Here is a 19,371-nt window from a genome sequence, read left to right as displayed (position 1 = left end):
CAATATGTCCGACCTGCAACCCTTTCCTCATTATCGGCTTAGTTCTTCCATGCGCAGGCGAGTAACGCTGCCTGAAATGGCAGGCAATGCCTCGATTGCTGCAATGGCATCGTTCATGTTCTTTTCAATGGTCACGTGGGTCAGGATGATGATATCGGCCTGGTCCTCGCCTTCTTGCGGTTCCTTCTGGATCATCGCGTCGATCGAAATCTGGCGGTCGCCCAGGATGCGGGTCACGTCTGCCAGCACGCCCGGCTTGTCCACCGCACGCAAGCGCAGGTAATAGGCGCTGCTCACTTCGCCGATAGCCAGGATCGGCAAATCCACCAGTTGGTCCGGCTGGAACGCAAGATGCGGCACACGCTGGTGAGCGTCTGTCGTATGGGTGCGCGTTACATCGACAAGATCAGCGACGACCGCGCTTGCCGTAGGCTCAGCGCCGGCACCGGCGCCGTAATACAAGGTAGGACCAACCGCATCACCCTTGACCAGCACTGCATTCATCGCACCATTCACATTCGCAATCAGGCGCTTCTCGGGAATCAGCGTCGGGTGCACCCGCAGTTCAACACCCTTATCGGTACGCTTGGTAATGCCCAGCAGCTTGACGCGATAGCCCAACTCTTCCGCATAGCGGATATCAATTGCATCCAGCTTTGTAATGCCTTCCACATAGGCTTTCTCGAACTGCACGGGAATGCCGAATCCAATCGCCGCCAGGATCATCAGTTTGTGCGCAGCATCGATGCCCTCCACGTCGAATGTCGGATCGGCCTCGGCATAGCCCAGGCGCTGCGCTTCCTTGAGCACATCGGCAAACGCCAGCCCTTTCTCACGCATTTCAGAGAGAATGAAGTTGGTGGTGCCGTTGATAATACCGGCAATCCACTCGATACGATTGGCGGCCAGGCCTTCCCGCACTGCCTTGATGATGGGGATGCCGCCCGCCACTGCCGCCTCGAACGCGACGATCACGCCTTTTTTCTGTGCCGCTGCAAAAATCTCATTGCCATGCAGTGCGATCAGCGCCTTGTTGGCAGTGACCACATGCTTGCCGTTTTCAATCGCCTTCAGCACCAGCTCGCGCGCCACGGTATAACCGCCGATTAACTCGACGACGATATCAATTTCGGGGTCGGCCACCACAGCAAAGGCATCATCGGTCACCCCAACCTTGCCGCCGGTGACTTGGCGGGCCAATTCCAGGTTGCGGTCCGCAACGCGTGTAATCTCGATAGGGCGACCCGCACGGCGGGCAATTTCTTCCTGGTTACGGGTAAGGACGGTATAAGTGCCGCCACCGACAGTGCCGATGCCGAGCAGGCCAACATTGATGGGTTTCATTCAGTTTCCAGTTTTCTTGCTTTTCAATTCTAGCGCCAAGCTATATCCCACTTATGCGGGAATATGCTTCTGCTTGGCGTGTGTCTCTTTATTTGCAACCAGCGTGATCGTACTGTGCTGCTTGCGATAATTCTCCAAGAAGCGTGCAATCCGGGTGAATGCCTCGGTAAGGTCATCCACATTGGGCAGGAACACTACGCGGAAATGGTCGGGCGCATGCCAGTTGAAACCGGTACCCTGCACCAGCAATACTTTTTCTTCCAGCAACAGGTCGAGGATGAACTGCTGGTCATCCTGTATCGGGTAAATCTTGGGATCAAGGCGCGGGAACAGGTACAAGCCGGCCTTGGGCTTGACACAGCTCACACCGGGAATTTCAGTGAGCATTTTATAAGCCAGGTCGCGCTGCTTGCACAACCTGCCAGTGGGCGCCACCAGGTCATCAATGCTCTGGTAGCCGCCCAGTGCCGTCTGAATCGCCAACTGGCCCGGCACATTGGCACACAGGCGCATCGAGGCCAGCATATTGAGGCCTTCGATATAGTCGGTAGCATGGCGCTTCTCGCCGGAAATCACCAGCCAGCCAGCACGGTAGCCACAGGTGCGGTAGTTTTTCGACAAGCCATTGAATGTGACAAACAAGACATCTTCCGCCAGCGAGGCAATGGAAGTGTGCGTATTGCCGTCGTAGAGCACCTTGTCATAGATTTCATCGGCAAAAATCACCAGGCCATGGTGGCGTGCGATCTCGATGATGCCTTCCAGCGTTTCTCGTGGATACAAGGCCCCGGTCGGGTTATTAGGATTGATCAGCACAATGCCGCGCGTATTGGCGGTAATCTTGTTCTCGATATCCCTGAGGTCGGGCAGCCAACCCGACTGCTCATCACAGAGGTAGTGACGCGCAGTGCCGCCAGCCAAGGTCACGGCCGCAGTCCACAGGGGATAGTCCGGCATCGGCACCAGAATCTGGTCGCCATTGTTGAGCAAGGCCTGCATGGCCAGCACGATGAGCTCGGAAACACCGTTGCCGATGATGATGTCATCCACCCCCACGCCACGGATATTCTTCTGCTGGGTGTAGTGCATGATCGCCTTGCGCGCCGCGAACAAGCCCTTGGAATCGGTGTAGCCCGAGGCTGAATCCATGTTGCGGATCACGTCCTGCAGGATTTCCTCCGGCGCATCAAACCCAAATGGCGCAGGATTGCCGATATTGAGCTTGATGATGCGGTGCCCCTCCTCTTCCATTTGCCGCGCTCGGTCCAACACCGGGCCGCGAATGTCGTAGCACACGTTGTTGAGCTTGCTGGATTTGGAAAGTGGTTGCATATTACCCGCAATGAGGAGTTCGGAAAATGTGCTATCTTACCTTGAGTTGGCATGCAATTGAAGCGTAACTCCGCAAAGACCTTGTTGATTATTCAATACATCTGCTTATGAAATTACACCTGACCCAGGCTGCGGGCAGCCACCTGATTACCGGCTATGGCGATGGCTGGGTTGAAATCAACCATGCCCGCCATGAACACAGTTTAATCGTGCTGCCTAGCACTCTGCTCCCCGCGTGGCCGGTGGATGATTTTGACAGCCTGGCGCCCGAACACTTCAGTGACTTGCTTGCGCTCAAGCCCGAACTTATCCTGCTGGGCACCGGCAGCAAGCACCGCTTTCTGCACCCTTCCATCAGCGGCGAGCTGATCGCTGCAGGCATCAGCGTGGAATGCATGACAACCGAGGCTGCCTGCCGCACCTATAACATCCTCATGGCAGAAAGCCGCCAGGTGGCGGCAGCATTGATAGTTTAGTAAAAACTCAGTCACAGCAATCGTTTTCATCCATCTGATACTACCAATTAAAACAAAACTGAATCTGTTATAAATACAGCCCCTTCTGCAAAATCGGCATTGCATCATTCACACCAGGAAATGTCATGCAAGCAGAAGCTGTCATCGCCCGCTCCGCGCCGGCACGCAAGGTCATCCCTATCGTGCCCTATTCCGTCAAGGGGCGTTACCGCAATATCAAGTCCCTCATCCTCAATATCGCTTTTGGCGTGTATTTCCTCTTGCCATGGCTGCCTTGGCAGAACGAGGTGGGTCAGGCATTGCTGTTTGATATAGGCAACTCGCGCTTTCATATATTGGGCCTAGTGCTATATCCGCAAGATTTGATGGTACTCATGGGTGTCATGGTGATCGCAGCAAGCCTGCTGTTCATTTCCGCAGCCATGTTCGGGCGGATTTTCTGCGGTTTTTTCTGTTTTCAGACCTTATGGACCGACGCCTTCCGCTTCATTGAAAAATGGATACAGGGCGAGGCCCAGGCAAGAAAACGGCTACAGCAAGCGCCCTGGAGTGCGCGCAAGATTGCCCTGATTGGCAGCACGCATGCATTGTGGCTTTTGCTGTCCTTCGCCACTGCGGTCACATTCACGCTGTATTTTGCCGACGCTGGCACCTTGCTGGCACAAATCTTCGCAGGAAAAGCCGCCATCGCCGCTTATGTCACCGTGTCGGTCTTGACGGCCACGACTTATGTCGCAGCGGGCTTTGCGCGCGAGGATGTCTGCTTCGTCGCCTGCCCTTACGGCAAGTTCCAGGGCGTCATGCAGGATCCGTCCACCGTAACCGTGATCTATGACGAGGCCCGCGGTGAACGGGAACACGGGCGCCAGGCGCCGACCGCCAAGCTCAAGACACCCGAAATCCGGCAAAGCCAGGGGTTCGGCGATTGTATAGATTGCAACTACTGTGTGAACGTCTGCCCCACTGGGGTAGATATCCGCAAGGGATTCCAGATCGGCTGCATTTCATGCGGGCTTTGCGTGGACGCGTGCAACAACATCATGGACAGCCTCAAGCTGCCGCACGGCCTGATACGTTTTGACCGCGATGAGAATATCCAGGAAACCGATACGCGCATGCAGCGTTGGACAAAAGCCAAGCGCGCCGGCTATCTTGCGGTGCTGGTCGCCAGCATTGCATTCACCTGGCATGCCACGAGCACCATCACTCCGTTTACCGCCATTGTGCAGCAGCAACGGCAGCCCTTGGTCACCCAGCTTGCCGACGGCAGCCTGCGCAACCGTTACGAGCTACGCATCACTAACAAATCCGGGGGCACGGAAACCTATCGCATCGAGGCACAAGGTCTGCCGGAAGGCAGCTTCAAGGGCTGGAAGCAAATCACCATTCCTGCCGGCAAATCCTATGCAAGCGACTTCAGCGTATCCTTGCCGCCAGCGTTGGCAACAAGTACCAACAGTTTCATTGTCCGCGTCACGCCGCAAACGCAGCCCGATGCGCCCATGGAATTGCCTATGAGCTACTTCGCAAAATAAACAGCTCAATTACAATTAAGAAGATGTCATCGCGCGCCCATCACATTATTGTGCGAATCCATCCAGCGCCGCGCATGCCGCTGAAATAGGCGTCAACACCATTTTCACCCAACTGAGTGAGTATCTGCATCCGCAGCGGGCTGTCGCCAAGCACGCCCTCGCGTGCACGGCCGAAGAAAGGCTCGTGAGCGTAGACGAACATGTGGTCGTAGCTGCCCTTCTGCTGGCTGCTTACCCAGCCGACGATCTCGCTGGGCATCGCGCCATATAGATCGAGCGAGACGAAGAGCGTGTTGTTGTAGCTGAACGAGTAGGAGGCTCCCGGCCCTGCCGTGACCGTCGGTCCGCTCAGGTCGGGAAAGGTTGCGGACCAGGTGTCAGTGCCGCGGTAAGAGGAGGGCCCGAGCAAGGGATCAATGCCTACGGTAGTGCTCTCAGCACGCACGTCGTGATTGCCGCGCGTCAGGTAAAGAGGAACGCCAGCATCGGTCAGCGGCTTCGCGGTCTGCTTCCAGACATCGAATTCAGCCGCCGTGCCGTCCTCGGTCAGGTCGCCGATGGAAATGAGCAGGTCGATGTTGTGGTTGTTCACGAAGCGGTCCACCACCGGCTGCATCAACCTGACGGATACACCACGCGGATCGCTGGCACCCTGGGTGTCGGTAAGGAGACCGAAAGACCAGCGGGCAGGAACCGAGCTGGCGGCGGATGCTGCAAACACTGGCTGCACGCCGAGTGCAATCCCGATACAGGCAGCGAGGACAAAATGATTTCTAACAACGGACTTCAGCTTCATTGCAATCCCCTATTGAAAATGAGTGAAAATAAGTAACGCGAGTCTCGCCACCGGCCATGACCTCAGTATGAATGGGGGACTAGTGACACAGTTTCGGTTGCAGCCGTCTTCCGTTACATCAGGAAATTGAGATCGCGCAATAACCTCTGAGCCCGTTCCCGATCTTCCAAAGTACATGCGTTCATGGACAAAAAAAGCCCGGCATGGAAGGTGGCCGGGCGGAAGGGACTCAGACATTACTCAGTGGAGATGAGCCAGAATGAGTCGAGGAGATGATTCATCAATACATCAGGTTTACTGCAATGTCCTCCTAGAGACTGAAGACATTCATTGCACCGCCGCCAGGCGCGGCGTTCCAATCCTTGAGTTCCTTGTAGCCGCCAGCAGCACCCAAGCCCGCAGTTTCTTCTTCCAGGCCCAGGTTCATCGCTACACCGGCCCAGCCGCCAATGCCGGAGAGCACGCCGACATACTGCTTGCCTTTATGGGTGTAGGTAATGGCGTTGCCGACAACCCCGGAGCCCACCTGTGCCTTCCATAGCTCCTTGCCGGTCTTGGCGTCCAGTGCCTTGAACCAGCGGTCCAGCGTGCCGTAGAACACCAGGTCGGAACCTGTGGCGAGCGCGCCGCCCCAGGCGGAGAATTTCTCTTTGTTGTACCAGGCCGCCTTGCCCTTGAGGCCGTCCCAGGCCATGAAGCCGCCCATTACGCCATCCGGGCCGGCAAACATGGTCAAGGTCGCGCCCACCCAGGGCTGACCGGCGATATACTTGGACTCGGTCGGCTCGTAGGTCATGCACACGTGGTTGAGCGGCACATAGAACATCTTGGTGCGCGGCGAGAATGCGGCGGGCTGTTCATCCTTGACGCCCAATGCGGAAGGACAAATGCCTTGCGCGTTGTAATCCTGGTGGGTGGAGTACTTGGGATCCTTGTTCGGAATGCCGGTCTTGAGGTCGATCGATGTCGCCCAGTTGACGAACGGATGCATTTTCTCGGTCACCAGTAGGCTGCCGTTGGTACGGTCGAAGGTATAACCGAAACCGTTGCGGTCGAAATGGGTGGCGAGCTTTTTGCCATCGGCATCCCAGAGGATGATTTCGTTCATGCCGTCGTAATCCCACTCGTCATGCGGCGTCATCTGGTAACCCCAGCGCGCGAAGCCGGTGTCTACATCGCGAGCGAAGATGGTCATCGACCACTTGTTGTCGCCAGGACGCACATCCGGGTTCCAGGTGCCGGGGTTGCCGGTACCGTAATACATCAGGTTGAGCGCCGGGTCATAGGAATACCAGCCCCAGGTCGGGCCGCCGCCATGTTCCCAGCCGTTCTTCACAGCTTGCGGCTTGAGCCAGGTCTTGATGCCCAGCTCGGTTTCCGGGAACTTGAGCTTTTCCTTGGGCAGCGCCTTGAAGGAACCGCCTTCCTTGTTGCCTCCGTTGACATCCTCATAAAGCGACAAGGCGCTGTAGTGCGGGTTTTCCTTGTTGAAATCCTTGCCGATCAGCGCATCCGCGTCTGAACCGGTGCTGTAGGCGCGCCAGATCAGGCTGCCATCCTTAATATTATAGGCAGTGATATAGCAGCGCACGCCATATTCGCCGCCCGAACAGCCGGTAACGACCTTGTCCTTGATCACGTGCGGCGCATTGGTGGTGGAGGCGCCCTCTTTGGTGTCGACCACTTTCACGTCCCAGATCTTCTTGCCGGTCTTGGCATCGAGCGCGACGAGGATGCCATCGTTCTGCTGCAGGAAAATCTTGCTATCGCCAAAGCTCAGGCCACGGTTGACATTGTCACAGCACAGCAGCGCCTGTACCGATGGATCCTGCTTCGGGAAATAAGACCAGAGAATCTTCTGGTTGTTGTTTAAGTCCAGCGCGTACACATTGTTCGGGAACGCGGTATGGATATACATCACGCCATCCACCACCAGCGGTGCGCCCTCATGGCCGCGGTTCACGCCCGTGGCGAAGGTCCATGCGTATTTCAGGTTCTTGACATTGCTCTTGTTGATCTGCGACAAGGCGCTATAGCCGGTGTTGCTATAGTCCTTGCGCGGGTGCGCCCATTGGCCGTCATCCTTCATGAGCTTTTCCAGGTCCTGGGATGCCAGGGCGGGCATTGCCATCAGCCCCAGCATGCCGGCACTTAGTGCCAGAGTCATCGGTTTTGCTTTCACGCCATTCTCCATAGTCTATTTTCAAGAATCATTTTTTTATGTCGTATACTTCTCCGGGAGTTTTTCCCGGTGAATACACTATGGCAAAGCGTGTGCCAGCCTGGATTGGCAAGACGATAAAATTAAAAAAACCAATATTGGCAATGACTTAACAATAGCAAGGTCAATGATGCATTAAACTCCCACCCTGCCAGATGCGGGCCTGTTGTGTCAGGATTGAACAGGTGCTACATTGGCTGGAACACATCTCAACCTATTGAATCAGGCAGTTATTTATGCACAACCCCGCCAGCGATCACTCCGAGCTATTGAACGCGAGAAACGAGCTTCTCGCCCGCGGCGTGGTGGAAACCGGCAGCGTACCGGAAGAGATAGAGCGCTCCTGGCGCCGCTGCGTGGAAAACGGCATGGAAGCCGGGTCACAGGTGCGCACCGAGATCCTGACCCGGCAGGAACTTCTGCTCAAGCAGGAAGCCAACCATTTGCTGCTATCGCAGGCGCAGCCGGAAATGGAAAGCCTCAACGAGCAGATCAGCCACACCCGCAGCGTGATCGTCCTTACCGACCAGGAAGGCATCATCCTGCACAGCCTCGGCAACAGCGAATTCCTCGACGATGCCCAGCGCGTCGCCCTGATGCCCGGATGCTCATGGCAGGAGAGCCTGCGCGGCACCAACGCAATCGGCACCGCGCTGGTCGAGCGCTCAGCCATGACCGTACAGGGCGCGGAACATTTCCTCGACCGCAACCATATCCTCGGCTGCTCCGCCGTGCCGATCTTCAATGCGCAAAACGAGGTCATGGGCACATTGGACGTTTCCACTGATGTGAAAATGCCGCAGCAGCACACCCTTGCCCTGGTGCGCATGTCGGCGCAGATGATAGAAAACCGCCTGTTCACGGCCAGCCATGCGGGCGAATACTCGCTGCATTTCCACTCGCGCCCCGAATTCATCGGCACCTTATGGGAAGGCATCGCCATCTTTGACCAAGGTAACAACCTAATCGCCATCAACCGCAGCGGCCAGTTCCAGTTGGGGCTCGCTCCCGAACGTTTGCAGGGGCTGAATTTCAGCCACTTGTTCGAGGCATTGCCTGCCAAGCATTTCCAAGTGGAGAGTACTGGCAGTCAATTGGTCTTTCCGATGTACACCAGCCGCCAGGCACGCATCTATGCCCGCCTTGAGCAGCGCCATCCGCAACCGGGAAGCAACCGCGCGGCGGCACAGCCATTACCGCGCCATTGCCCTGCCAGCCTGAAAATGCTGAATACGGGCGACCCACGCATCGCGCAAGTCATTAGCCAGGTAGAACGTGTAATCGACCAGGACATTACCATCCTCATCGAGGGTGAAACCGGCGCAGGCAAAGAGCTGTTCGCGCGCGCCATTCATGAAGCCAGCAAGCGCAGCCAAGGACCATGGGTGGCAGTGAATTGCGCCGCGCTACCCGAGGGCCTGATCGAATCCGAGTTGTTCGGTTATGAAGAAGGCGCGTTTACCGGCGCGCGGCGCAAGGGCAGCTCTGGCAAGCTGGAACAAGCCGACGGCGGCACCCTGTTCCTCGACGAGATCGGCGATATGCCGCTGGCACTGCAGGCGCGATTGCTGCGCGTATTGCAGGAGCGCAGCGTCACGCCGCTGGGCAGCAGCAAATCCAAGCCAGTAGACTTTGTATTGTTGAGCGCCACCAACCAGAAACTACGCGAAAAGGTCGAGAGCGGCGAGTTCCGCCGCGACCTCTATTACCGGCTCAACGGCTTGACCGTCAGCCTGCCCTCCTTGCGCCAGCGCCAGGACTTGCACGCGCTTGTGGACACCATCCTGCAAACTGAGAACGCCACAGACAAACCGATTGATGCCGATGTGATGGCCTTGTTCGAGTCGCATCCATGGCCGGGCAACATCCGCCAACTGCATAATGTGCTGCGCACTGCACTCGCATTGGCGGGGTCAGAGCCGGTTTCGCTGATGCACCTCACCCAGGATTTCCTGGACGACATTGACAACCAGCCTCAGGAAAAATCTGCTCCTTCGCTTACCAGCATCACGGCGGAAGCGATCAAGGCCGCGATGCAGACCCATGCCGGCAATGTTTCTGCAGTGGCAAGACAGCTCGGCATCAGCCGCAATACGCTTTACAGGCGCATGAAGGAAATGAGCCTGGTTTAAATGTTGAAGATGCTGTGCTGGACTATTTGCGTTCCGCCAGCAACGCAAGCTCTGCCTCGCTGAATCCCGCTGCCTTCCTGGCAGGAAAATTGAACGGCCCGCGCAGCTTGGGGGCGGCATATTGCTCGGTGAGCAATGCATAAGTGGCTATCGGTTCCAGGCCGCGCTGTTCACATAGCCAGCCATACCAGCGGTTGCCGATCGCCACGTGCCCGATCTCGTCGCGCAGCAATATGTCCAGAATCGCCGCGGCATGAAGATCGCCCGCCTGTGCCAGCTTGGCACGCAATGGCGGCGAAGCATCCAGGCCGCGCGCCTCCAGCGTGCGGGGCACCAGCGCCATGCGCGCCAGCACATCATCGCTGGTTTTTGCCACCATTTCCCACAAGCTGTCATGCCCGGTGAAATCGCCATAACGATAGCCCAGGCTTTGCAAGTGTTCATGCAGCAAGCCAAAATGCAACGCTTCCTCGGCGGCGATCTTTAGCCAGTCTGCATAGTATTCTGCGGGCATCCCAGCAAAGCGCCAGACGGCATCCAAGGCAAGATTGATGGCGTTGAACTCGATATGTGCCAAGGCATGGATCAGGGCGGCCCTGCCCTCCGCGGTTCTCATGGACCGCTTCTCCAGCAACAAGGGCGATACGAGTTCCGGCTTTACCGGCCGGCCCGGAATTGCCTGCACCGACTCAAGATGAAGCTGTGGCGCTATGTCGGCCTCGCCTGCAAGCCAAGCCTCACGCAACACTGCCACGCCATTTGCCTTTTCGTCTGGATCACTGATACAAAGCAAGACTAGTGCGGCCTGCCGCAATTCCTTTGTGCCTCCCGGCATTGATGATGCTTCTGGTTTCATGCGCGCATTTTAACTTTACGCACAGCATTTACCAAAGACACGCCTGAATTTACAACAATTTACATAAAACTTAATCTCAGCCGTAATTTGCAGTAATATGAGTATATTTAAAAGAATCTAAAGGGGCGGGGCATGGGGAATCACCAATATCCTGGAGTTTACGTGGAAGAAATACCACAGATTCCGGCCAGCGCCGAAGCTGCCGCCACTTGCCTGCCGCTCTTCATCGGCTATACCGAGAAATCCGTCGACAGGAATGGAGCCTCTCTGCCGCCGGGCCAACCTTATTCCATTACATCATTGGCAGAATACGAACAATGCTTCGGCAAAGGGGCCCCTGAGACCTTGCAGGTTGTATTGGACGGCACAGGCCGTATTGTCAATGCGGCAAGTTACAGCCCGTTTTATCTGCATGCGTGCATCCAGCAGTATTTCGCCAATGGCGGCGGCTTGTGCGAAATCCTGTCAGTCGGGCCTTATCCCAAGGCCCCGGATACAGTGACATTGGAATCGGCCATCAGCCGGCTACCCGCCAGCGCTGCTTTTACTATGGTGGCAATTCCGGATGCCATATGCCTGCCGAAACTGCCTCAGCTACAGCACAAGCTGCTGCAATACTGCCAGCAGCAGGACCATTGCCTGGCTATCCTGGATGTTCCCTACTGCAACGACCAGACCCTGCCAACTACCGTAGCAACCTTTCGCGACAGCGTAGGCAAGCAGTGGCTCCGCCATGGCGCTGCCTTCCTGCCCTGGCTGGAGATAGCCCAGCCTCGCGCCGAACATTACGAAGACCTGGAAATCAAGTACACACCAGGTGTCGCTGCTGCCTGGAATCAATACCACAAGGCCACCAGGCTGCAGTCGCGTCTGCTGCACAAGCGCCTGGAAGAGTCTCCCGATATCGCCATCGGCAGGATGATTCCCCCCAACGGCACCATCATCGGCCTTTTCCACGCACATGACCGCAACCGTGGCATATGGAAAACACCGTCACAGGTACCAATCAATGAGGTTCTCGGCCTCAGCGCCAGCATCACTGACAACATACAGGAACCCTTGAATATTGATAAACATGAAGGTAAATCCATCAATGCCATCCGCAAGTTCAATGGCCGCGGAATATTGATGTGGGGCGCCCGCACACTGGCAGGCAACGATCATGAATGGCGCTACATCTCACAGGTGCGCACCCGCAGCTTTGTTCTGGCCTCGCTGCGCCGCCATCTGGTCCAGCAGAACTTTGAAACCAACGACGAAAGAACCTGGGCACGCATCCGCCAGAGTTATCATGCATTTCTACACAAGCTATGGCAGGACGGCGGCTTGAGCGGCGACAAGCCAGAGCATGCATTCTATGTAAGAGCAGGCCTTAACCAGACCATGACCAGCCAGGATATTTCAGCTGGAAGGTTAATCATTGAAGTTGGCATTGCCTTGGCAAAACCTGCTGAATTTATCATTCTGAGAATTCAGCAGGCTACACCTACTGCAGAAGCTGCCAAGCCTGGTGCCGCGGTCAAAGACATTGCACCGTCCAAGAAAGTAAGAGTCCGCGCCAAGACCAGCCCCATCAACGTCACTGTCAAGCCAGCCCAGTATGTAAAGGCAACCAAGCCCCGGCCGCTGGAATCCTCCTGATGACAATTCCCAGCCTGGTCATCAATGGCACGCGCTCCAGCCTCGCTGGCAACATCAAGACACTCCGTATCGAGCAACGCCTGAATGCATTACCGAACGCATACTTGCAGCTCGAATTCGACACATTAAACGCATTCGACCAAGCCAGCGGCAACCTGCTCCCCGGCCAATTGCTTGGAATTCAGGCCAATGACCAAGCCTTGTTCCAGGGAAAGATACAGCAGCAAAAAGTCCGGTTTGAAGCAGGCGCGTATTTGCTTACGCTGATCTGCCAGCACGAAGCCGTTACTTTACAAACGCATACGCGCAGCCGCTATTTTGCAGAAAACTCCGATCTCCAGACTATCCAGGAATTGCTGGCACCGCATGAGATTGAAGCCGAGATCACTCCCTCGACGCTGCATCACAACGGCCTTGTCCAGCACAATGTCAGCGATTGGGATTTCCTGCTGCAACGCCTAGATGCGAACGGGTTGGTAGCATACTTCTCAGGCAAAAAGCTGATCGTGACCTCTCCCACTTTGCAACCCGGCCAGGGATTCTCCCTGCCTTATAAAGCAATCATCAACCTGGATATTGCTGTGGATGCCAGCCAGCAAGTCGGCGGACTAAGCCTGGTTGCCTGGAATTCCAGTGATCAGGCATTATTCGAGGTCAAGGCGGAAGTTCCGGATTTCTCCGTCAATGATCGCCTGGCCACGGCACCCCGAGCTGAAGATGCCGCACGAAACACCTGTACACAACGCCTCGCTGGCGAATTTACAGAGGAAGAACTGCAAATCGCGGCCAATGCCCGGCTCACCCAGTTACGGCTTGCTTCGGTGCAGGGCAAGATCAGCGCGCTTGGTTTACACCATGCCACGCCAGGACAAACCCTGAAGCTTGATGCAACAGGTATCCATCTTTCGGGAAACTACTATATTTCCGGAGTGACCTACGAATGGCCTGCTGGCGCGCCACCGCAAACCAGTTTCGAGCTTGGCCTTCCCCAGCAAACCGCAGGCCGGCCAACATCCAACACTTTTTCAAACCTGCTCATAGGCAAAGTAATCGACGGTGGCAACGACCCAACAGGCGAAGGCAGGATTAAGGTCACCTGCCCCTTGATCGACCCGCAAGGGCAAGGCACCTGGACAAGGCTAGCCACCCTGCAAGCCGGGATGAATTCAGGCACTGTGTTCCGTCCCGCCATAGGCAGTGAGGTGATTTTGGGGCTAATCAGCGAGGATCCAAACGACATTGTGATCCTGGGCGCCTGTCACAGCAGCGCCATATTTCCACCATGGGAAGATACCGATCAGCATGGATTTCAAAGCCCCGGTCAGCTTAAACTGACCTTCGACGACAATAGGCAGCAAGTGCAAATCAGCACCAGGAATGGTACAAACTTACTTTTGAGCCAAGACACCGCAGAAACTTTCCTGCTTGAGGATCAGCACCAGAATAAAATACGTTTCACTAAAGACGGACTACACCTGCAAAGTGCTCGTATCTTCCTGGAAAGCGACAGCCTCAAGATCAAGGGCCTCAATATTGATCTTGAGGCTGAACACGCTTTGCGCCTGAAGGGAGGAACTGTGGAAATAAACTCCTCCGCTACCCTGACGCTTAAGGGAAGCATGGTGCACATTAATTAACTAACAGGAAAAGCTAAATGAAAACCGCTGCACGTCTAGGAGACCGCCTGCTGACCTTTAACAGGGCCATTCCTCGCATCAGCCGTATCATGAATGGCTGCCCTACAGTATTGATTGGCGGCATGCCCGCGGCTTGCATAGGCCATGGCGATGGTATCGACGCCATAGTGCAAGGCTCATCGACTGTTTTCATCAACGGCATGCCTGCAGCACGAGTGGGCGACCATACCGCGACAGGAGGTCACATCATGCCGCCTGGTGCTGTTCATGTATTGATTGGATAGCCTAACATCAGTCCTCATTCTGCAGCAGGATAGCCAGCCTCGCTTGCAATACCATGTTCTCCAGGATCAGGCGGGTCACCGTCGCAGCCATTACCATTTCCCGGTCTTCAGCGGGATTGTCCTCGCGGAACCTTTCCATGATCTCTGCCACATTGATGCAGGCCAGTTGACGCAAGTCATCGGCATCAAACGGCAAGCCGGAAAAATCAACCGGGTCCTCGCTTTCGATTTCCTCTAACAGCTGCATCAAGGCCTGTACGTTCATGCCTCAAAGTATAAGACCAGCCTGAGAGCCTGTTCAATGTCTTTTCGTAGGGCACGTTGCCCCGCCAGCCATGAAACTTCACATATTCAGGGTTGCCATACCAATCCCTGCTGTTATCATGAATTATCCGCCCCGAGGAGAATGTCAATGCTGGACCAAGCCGCGAACAATATCCTGGATAAGCATGAGCTATCGCAGTTGCATGCTTACTGGCGTGCAGCCAATTACCTCTCTGTCGGCCAGATCTACCTCTACGCCAACCCGCTGCTCAAGACACCCCTGCTGCCCGAACATATCAAGCCGCGGCTATTGGGACACTGGGGTACGACGCCCGGACTTAATTTCATCTATGTCCATGCCAATCGCGTTATAAAAAAACACGACCTCGACATGATCTACATCACCGGGCCGGGGCACGGCGGCCCTGCGGTTGTCGCCAACACCTACCTCGAAGGCAGTTATACCGAACTTTTCCCGGAAATCACCGAGGACGAAGCCGGCATAGCCAAGCTGTTCAAGCAGTTTTCCTTCCCCGGCGGCATTCCCAGCCATGCCTCGGCGCAAACACCCGGCTCGATCAACGAGGGTGGAGAACTGGGCTATTGCCTGTTACATGCGTTCGGCGCGGTATTCGACAACCCGAGCCTGATCGCCTGTTGTGTAGTGGGCGACGGCGAGGCGGAAACCGGACCGCTCGCCACCTCTTGGCACGGCAACAAATTCCTCAACCCGCAGACTGACGGCGTGGTGCTGCCCATCCTGCACCTAAACGGCTACAAGATCGCCAATCCCACCATACTCGCGCGCATCAGCCATGAAGAACTGCAAAAGCTATTTGAAGGCTATGGCTACAAGCCCTACTTCGTAGAAGGCAGCGAGCCGGAACTGATGCACCAGCGCATGGCGAGCGTGATGGAACAGGTGGTGGAAGAAATCCATGCGATCAAGCGCGAGGCCAAGTTGAGGCGCGAGGTTACCCGCCCGCAGTGGCCCATGATCATCCTGCGCTCGCCCAAAGGGTGGACCGGGCCTAAAGAGGTGGATGGCAAACAAAGCACCGGCACTTTCCGAGCGCACCAGGTGCCGTTTGGTGAAATGCAGAAACCCGAGCATATCGATCTGCTGCAGGACTGGCTCTTGTCGTATGCGCCTCATGAGCTATTTGACGAACAAGGCAGGCTCAAGGGAGAACTGCGCGCCCTCGCCCCCAAGGGCAAGCGCCGCATGGGCGCCAACCCGCATGCCAACGGCGGCGTGCTGCTAAAACCACTGGAGCTACCGGATTTCCGCAAGTTTGCTTATGCCGTCACCCAGCCTGGCGAACGCGAGGCCAGCACCACAGGTGAACTCGGCAAATATCTGGCCGAGGTCTGGCGGCTCAACCCGCATAACTTCCGCGTGTTCAGCCCTGATGAAAACAACTCCAACCGCCTCCAGGCCTTCTTCGAAGTCACCAAGCGGCAATGGATGGCAGAGCGGCTGGAAAACGACGAGAATCTCGCGCCGCATGGCGGCGTCATGGAAATCCTTTCCGAGCACAGTTGCGAGGGCTGGCTGGAAGGCTATTTGCTCACTGGCCGCCATGGTTTCTTCTCCTGCTACGAGGCGTTCATCCACATCATCGACTCTATGTTCAACCAGCATGCCAAGTGGCTCAAGGAATGCGGGCATATCCCATGGCGCAAACCGATTGCCTCGCTCAATATCCTACTGAGCTCGCACGTCTGGCGCCAGGATCACAACGGCTTCTCGCATCAGGACCCAGGTTTCATCGACCATGTCGCCAATAAAAAACCCGACATCATCCGCATCTACCTGCCCGCCGATGCCAACACGCTGATTGCCGTCACCGACCACTGCCTGCAAAGCCGTAACCTCATCAACGTCATCGTCGCAGGCAAGCAGCCGCAGGGGCAATGGCTGGACATGCCCGCCGCGATCGAACATGCGCGGCATGGCGCCAGTATCTGGGATTGGGCTGGCAATTGCGCAGCAGACGAAGAGCCTGACCTGGTTATCGCCAGCGCGGGGGATGTGCCGGTGATGGAATCGCTCGCCGCCGTCATGCTGCTGCGCGAGCATGTACCCGGGCTCAAGATACGCTACGTCAACGCCGTAGACCTCATGACCCTGGTACCGCACGACGTGCATCCGCACGGGCTCACCGATGAAGCCTTCGACGAGCTGTTCACACGTGACAAGCCGGTAATCTTTGCCTTCCATGGCTATCCCGGTCTGATCCACCGCCTCGCCTACAAGCGGCATAACCATGCCAATTTCCACGTTCACGGTTTCCTGGAAGAAGGCACGACCACTACCCCATTCGACATGACCGTGCTTAACCGCCTGGACCGCTATAACCTTGTCAAGAACACATTGCGCTGGCTACCGCATATTGAAAACGCCGTTGTACTGGATGCCCTGATGGATGAGAAGTTGGCCCAGCACAAGCAATATATCTGGCAACACGGTGAGGACATGCCGGAAATCAGGGACTGGAAATGGCAGCCATGGAATGACTGACTGCCAGATGATGTCACACTAAAAAGCCGCGTGCATGCAGGCGGCTTTGTCTTTATGCCCGATTAAATCAATGCAAATGCACCCAGGTGACCGTTCCGGCCTTCATATCGGGCACCAAAAGAGTTTTGCCATCAGGCGTGATACCGATATCCGCCGCGCTCTGGAAGCCCTGTTTTTCAAGTTTGACTTCATCCTCAACACTGAGGCTGAACACCTTGCCATTGACGTAATCGCTGATGTAGAGCTTCTTGTTCGCCCCCAGTGCCAGCCCGTCGCCACCGCCAAATCCATTTGCCAACTCGATCAGGTGACGATTGAGAAGATCGAGCTTGTATAAGATGCCGCTCGCAAAATCGACGTAGATCAGCACTTCCCCGGTATCATCCATCCATAATCCATTGGGCGACTTAATTCTGGCATCCTGCTGGTGGTTGATGACAGTGCTCACCTTACCGGTTGCCAAGGTTATTCTATAGATGGCGCCGCTAGTGCCACCCTGGTTGGCAATGTCGCCGCTATCGCTGACAAACAGGTAATCACCGGCAAAATCAGGCTCTAGGTCATTGAGGAACTTAGGCAATGACGGGAAAGCGCCTTTATCAACCAATACCGTCCATTGGCCATCCTTGCCTATCTTGAGTATGCGGTCCTTGTCCGCCACATATAAATCATTCCCGACGAACGCCAGGCCCTTGGGGTCGTTCAAACCCTTGGCAAACACCTTGGGCTTGCCATCTGCGTCAATCACGCTGATCTGGCCGTCGCCATCCTTATCGAACTCGCCGATTTCTGAAACATAAACCCGGCCAACCTTATCCACCACTACCGATTCAGGGTTCTTGAATCCCGTGACCACTTTCACATCATGTGCCCAAGCCAGTCCTGAAGCCATCAACAAGCTGCCAAGCAAGGCAGTAACCACCGTTTTATGCATACTTTCCTCCTGTATTCGCAACGTTATTTTTAGCATTATCCAGCCTATGCTTTTGATTATGCGTTTGAATGCAGGCAAACTCAACTAATGTGCTAAATGATGCGGTTTAAGTAGCGGAGTGACCAGCAACATGGCGACTGCCACTAACACCAGCAGCCAGCTTGCCAGATGGAAATCATGCATGAAATCGCGCAGGAAACCGACAGACAGCGGGCCTGCGGCAGCGATCAAGTAGCCCACCGTCAACACAAACGCATTCCAGGCATTGGCTTCATCCACGCTATGGGTATTGTCCAGCGGCAAGGTCATGCCCAATGTAAAGGCGCCGCCCAAGCCAAATGCACAAATCGCAATACTCACGAACGGCGACCATGTCGGTGCCATGGCAATCAATACCAAGCCAACAACCGCCAGGGCTGCGCAGGCAGCCAATAAGCCACGCCGGTCGATGGATTTGCTGATGGCGCCCAGTATGGGGTTGGCAATCATGAACACAGTGGTGAATGTTGCGAGGATGAATCCGGCTGTGGAGGTATCCAGCCCATATTCAATGTACATGGGTGCCGTCCATGACAACACGGCATAAAACAAGAAGTTGTCAGCGGCAAAGAACAAGGCAACCAGCCAGGCCGTGCGATTGCCCCATGGCAAACGTGCAGGGCGTGATTGCGGTTGGGCATGGCCTCGCTCCAACCGTGCGATCAATAACCATGTGACCAGGCCTATTGCCGCAAAAATACTCCATACACCGGCACCCAGCCGCCAGCCCGAGTCATGATGCATGGCGATTGGCCCTGACACCGCGGCTGAGAGCGTACTGCCAAAGGAAAGCGCGGTGGCGTAAATACCCATGACCATGGCGGCCTTGTGCGGAAAATTGCCCTTTATATAACCGGCAATCAATGCGCCAGCGATGGCAATGCCCGCCCCCACGCCAGCTGTAGTCAGGAGCAGCACATCCACACTATTGGCAAAGGCACGCGCAGCAATCGCCACGCACAAAAGCAGCAAGGCCAGTAGCAACACCGGATCGCGCCCATAACGATGTGCCAGCCAGGGTGTTGGCAAGGCCAGCAGCCCCATGAGCAAATCCGGGATTGTCGTTAGCAGTGATGCAGCACTGTGAGAAAGCTGGAATTCATCAATAATGACTGGCAGCAGCGGCCCCATGGAGACAATGCCCGGGCGCAAGGCAATTGCCACCAGAATGATGGCTGCAATGGCGAATCCGACTGGGATTTTGGAAGCCGGCTGGGAGAAATGTTGCGATGGAACAGCAGAGGCAGGAATGGATAATTCGCTAATACCAACGGGGGACTTTGCCATGAATTTACTGCCTTAGCGCGCTTAAGGAATAGCAGGCAATATATGATGGCGACGGCCTCGTCACTATAC

15 protein-coding genes are annotated in these 19,371 nt (G+C 55.9%); 7 read left to right on the top strand and 8 right to left on the bottom strand.

The features are described 5' to 3' along the window. Positions 1-30: 30 nt before the first annotated feature. Both LG198_RS13335 and LG198_RS13330 read right to left on the bottom strand, forming a co-directional pair. On the bottom strand, positions 31-1,344 hold the full coding sequence (locus LG198_RS13335) for a homoserine dehydrogenase (protein ID WP_230343670.1): 1,314 nt from the start codon (positions 1,342-1,344) through the stop codon (positions 31-33). 51 nt (positions 1,345-1,395) lie between these two features. After that, positions 1,396-2,676, bottom strand: a complete 1,281-nt coding sequence (locus LG198_RS13330; RefSeq protein ID WP_230343669.1) for a pyridoxal phosphate-dependent aminotransferase — start codon at positions 2,674-2,676, stop codon at positions 1,396-1,398. A gap of 107 nt (positions 2,677-2,783) precedes the next feature. Between LG198_RS13330 and LG198_RS13325 the strand changes: the two genes are divergently transcribed. Then, positions 2,784-3,152 carry an Mth938-like domain-containing protein gene (locus LG198_RS13325; protein WP_230343668.1) on the top strand — a complete coding sequence of 123 codons (369 nt, stop codon included), beginning with the start codon at positions 2,784-2,786 and terminating at the stop codon, positions 3,150-3,152. A gap of 125 nt (positions 3,153-3,277) precedes the next feature. Continuing rightward, positions 3,278-4,687 (top strand): cytochrome c oxidase accessory protein CcoG, encoded by a 1,410-nt coding sequence (gene ccoG, locus LG198_RS13320; RefSeq protein ID WP_230343667.1) that lies wholly within the window; start codon positions 3,278-3,280, stop codon positions 4,685-4,687. 40 nt (positions 4,688-4,727) lie between these two features. On the opposite strand, the gene LG198_RS13315 is transcribed toward ccoG, so the two are convergent. Continuing rightward, positions 4,728-5,483: a metallophosphoesterase family protein gene (locus LG198_RS13315; RefSeq protein ID WP_230343666.1), complete on the bottom strand. Its 756-nt coding sequence runs from the start codon at positions 5,481-5,483 to the stop codon at positions 4,728-4,730. A 310-nt stretch (positions 5,484-5,793) separates the two neighbouring features. After that, positions 5,794-7,650, bottom strand: coding sequence for a methanol/ethanol family PQQ-dependent dehydrogenase (locus tag LG198_RS13310; protein WP_407659204.1), 1,857 nt, complete (start codon positions 7,648-7,650; stop codon positions 5,794-5,796). Positions 7,651-7,940: 290 nt separating this feature from the next. Between LG198_RS13310 and LG198_RS13305 the strand changes: the two genes are divergently transcribed. Further along, entirely contained in the window at positions 7,941-9,836 is a 1,896-nt protein-coding gene (locus tag LG198_RS13305; RefSeq protein ID WP_230343665.1) for a sigma-54-dependent Fis family transcriptional regulator, read from the top strand. A gap of 22 nt (positions 9,837-9,858) precedes the next feature. On the opposite strand, the gene LG198_RS13300 is transcribed toward LG198_RS13305, so the two are convergent. Beyond that, positions 9,859-10,671 (bottom strand): ferritin-like domain-containing protein, encoded by an 813-nt coding sequence (locus LG198_RS13300; protein WP_230343664.1) that lies wholly within the window; start codon positions 10,669-10,671, stop codon positions 9,859-9,861. A gap of 153 nt (positions 10,672-10,824) precedes the next feature. Between LG198_RS13300 and LG198_RS13295 the strand changes: the two genes are divergently transcribed. The 3 genes from LG198_RS13295 to LG198_RS13285 are packed head-to-tail and all read left to right on the top strand — an operon-like array spanning position 10,825 to position 14,254. Then, complete coding sequence (locus LG198_RS13295; protein ID WP_230343663.1) at positions 10,825-12,333, top strand: phage tail sheath family protein; 1,509 nt, start codon at positions 10,825-10,827, stop codon at positions 12,331-12,333. Next, positions 12,333-13,970, top strand: coding sequence for a phage baseplate assembly protein V (locus tag LG198_RS13290; protein ID WP_230343662.1), 1,638 nt, complete (start codon positions 12,333-12,335; stop codon positions 13,968-13,970). The genes LG198_RS13295 and LG198_RS13290 overlap by 1 nt, the downstream gene beginning before the upstream one ends. A 17-nt stretch (positions 13,971-13,987) precedes the next feature. Next, the gene (locus LG198_RS13285; protein ID WP_230343661.1) at positions 13,988-14,254 is read left to right on the top strand and encodes a PAAR domain-containing protein; all 267 of its coding nucleotides are present in this window, start codon (positions 13,988-13,990) and stop codon (positions 14,252-14,254) included. Between the two features lie 7 nt (positions 14,255-14,261). On the opposite strand, the gene LG198_RS13280 is transcribed toward LG198_RS13285, so the two are convergent. Next, the gene (locus LG198_RS13280) at positions 14,262-14,501 is read right to left on the bottom strand and encodes a hypothetical protein (RefSeq protein WP_230343660.1); all 240 of its coding nucleotides are present in this window, start codon (positions 14,499-14,501) and stop codon (positions 14,262-14,264) included. Between the two features lie 165 nt (positions 14,502-14,666). Between LG198_RS13280 and LG198_RS13275 the strand changes: the two genes are divergently transcribed. Then, positions 14,667-17,042, top strand: a complete 2,376-nt coding sequence (locus LG198_RS13275; protein WP_230343659.1) for a phosphoketolase family protein — start codon at positions 14,667-14,669, stop codon at positions 17,040-17,042. 67 nt (positions 17,043-17,109) lie between these two features. On the opposite strand, the gene LG198_RS13270 is transcribed toward LG198_RS13275, so the two are convergent. Then, the gene (locus tag LG198_RS13270) at positions 17,110-17,976 is read right to left on the bottom strand and encodes an SMP-30/gluconolactonase/LRE family protein (protein WP_230343658.1); all 867 of its coding nucleotides are present in this window, start codon (positions 17,974-17,976) and stop codon (positions 17,110-17,112) included. Positions 17,977-18,060: 84 nt separating this feature from the next. Further along, positions 18,061-19,302, bottom strand: a complete 1,242-nt coding sequence (locus LG198_RS13265; protein ID WP_230343657.1) for an MFS transporter — start codon at positions 19,300-19,302, stop codon at positions 18,061-18,063. Between the last annotated feature and the right edge of the window lie 69 nt (positions 19,303-19,371).

This window comes from Methylobacillus arboreus (genome assembly GCF_020532725.1).
Taxonomy (GTDB): domain Bacteria; phylum Pseudomonadota; class Gammaproteobacteria; order Burkholderiales; family Methylophilaceae; genus Methylobacillus; species Methylobacillus arboreus.
Note: the sequence above shows the minus strand (reverse complement) of the source record. Positions and strands in the feature narration are given on the sequence as shown.

Bases quoted from the DNA above. Each gene is read 5' to 3' on its own strand.
- LG198_RS13335 (WP_230343670.1), bottom strand. From the start codon at position 1,344: ATGAAACCCATCAATGTTGGCCTGCTCGGCATCGGCACTGTCGGTGGC.
- LG198_RS13330 (WP_230343669.1), bottom strand. From the start codon at position 2,676: ATGCAACCACTTTCCAAATCCAGCAAGCTCAACAACGTGTGCTACGAC.
- LG198_RS13325 (WP_230343668.1), top strand. From the start codon at position 2,784: ATGAAATTACACCTGACCCAGGCTGCGGGCAGCCACCTGATTACCGGC.
- ccoG (WP_230343667.1), top strand. From the start codon at position 3,278: ATGCAAGCAGAAGCTGTCATCGCCCGCTCCGCGCCGGCACGCAAGGTC.
- LG198_RS13315 (WP_230343666.1), bottom strand. From the start codon at position 5,483: ATGAAGCTGAAGTCCGTTGTTAGAAATCATTTTGTCCTCGCTGCCTGT.
- LG198_RS13310 (WP_407659204.1), bottom strand. From the start codon at position 7,650: ATGACTCTGGCACTAAGTGCCGGCATGCTGGGGCTGATGGCAATGCCC.
- LG198_RS13305 (WP_230343665.1), top strand. From the start codon at position 7,941: ATGCACAACCCCGCCAGCGATCACTCCGAGCTATTGAACGCGAGAAAC.
- LG198_RS13300 (WP_230343664.1), bottom strand. From the start codon at position 10,671: ATGCCGGGAGGCACAAAGGAATTGCGGCAGGCCGCACTAGTCTTGCTT.
- LG198_RS13295 (WP_230343663.1), top strand. From the start codon at position 10,825: ATGGGGAATCACCAATATCCTGGAGTTTACGTGGAAGAAATACCACAG.
- LG198_RS13290 (WP_230343662.1), top strand. From the start codon at position 12,333: ATGACAATTCCCAGCCTGGTCATCAATGGCACGCGCTCCAGCCTCGCT.
- LG198_RS13285 (WP_230343661.1), top strand. From the start codon at position 13,988: ATGAAAACCGCTGCACGTCTAGGAGACCGCCTGCTGACCTTTAACAGG.
- LG198_RS13280 (WP_230343660.1), bottom strand. From the start codon at position 14,501: ATGCAGCTGTTAGAGGAAATCGAAAGCGAGGACCCGGTTGATTTTTCC.
- LG198_RS13275 (WP_230343659.1), top strand. From the start codon at position 14,667: ATGCTGGACCAAGCCGCGAACAATATCCTGGATAAGCATGAGCTATCG.
- LG198_RS13270 (WP_230343658.1), bottom strand. From the start codon at position 17,976: ATGCATAAAACGGTGGTTACTGCCTTGCTTGGCAGCTTGTTGATGGCT.
- LG198_RS13265 (WP_230343657.1), bottom strand. From the start codon at position 19,302: ATGGCAAAGTCCCCCGTTGGTATTAGCGAATTATCCATTCCTGCCTCT.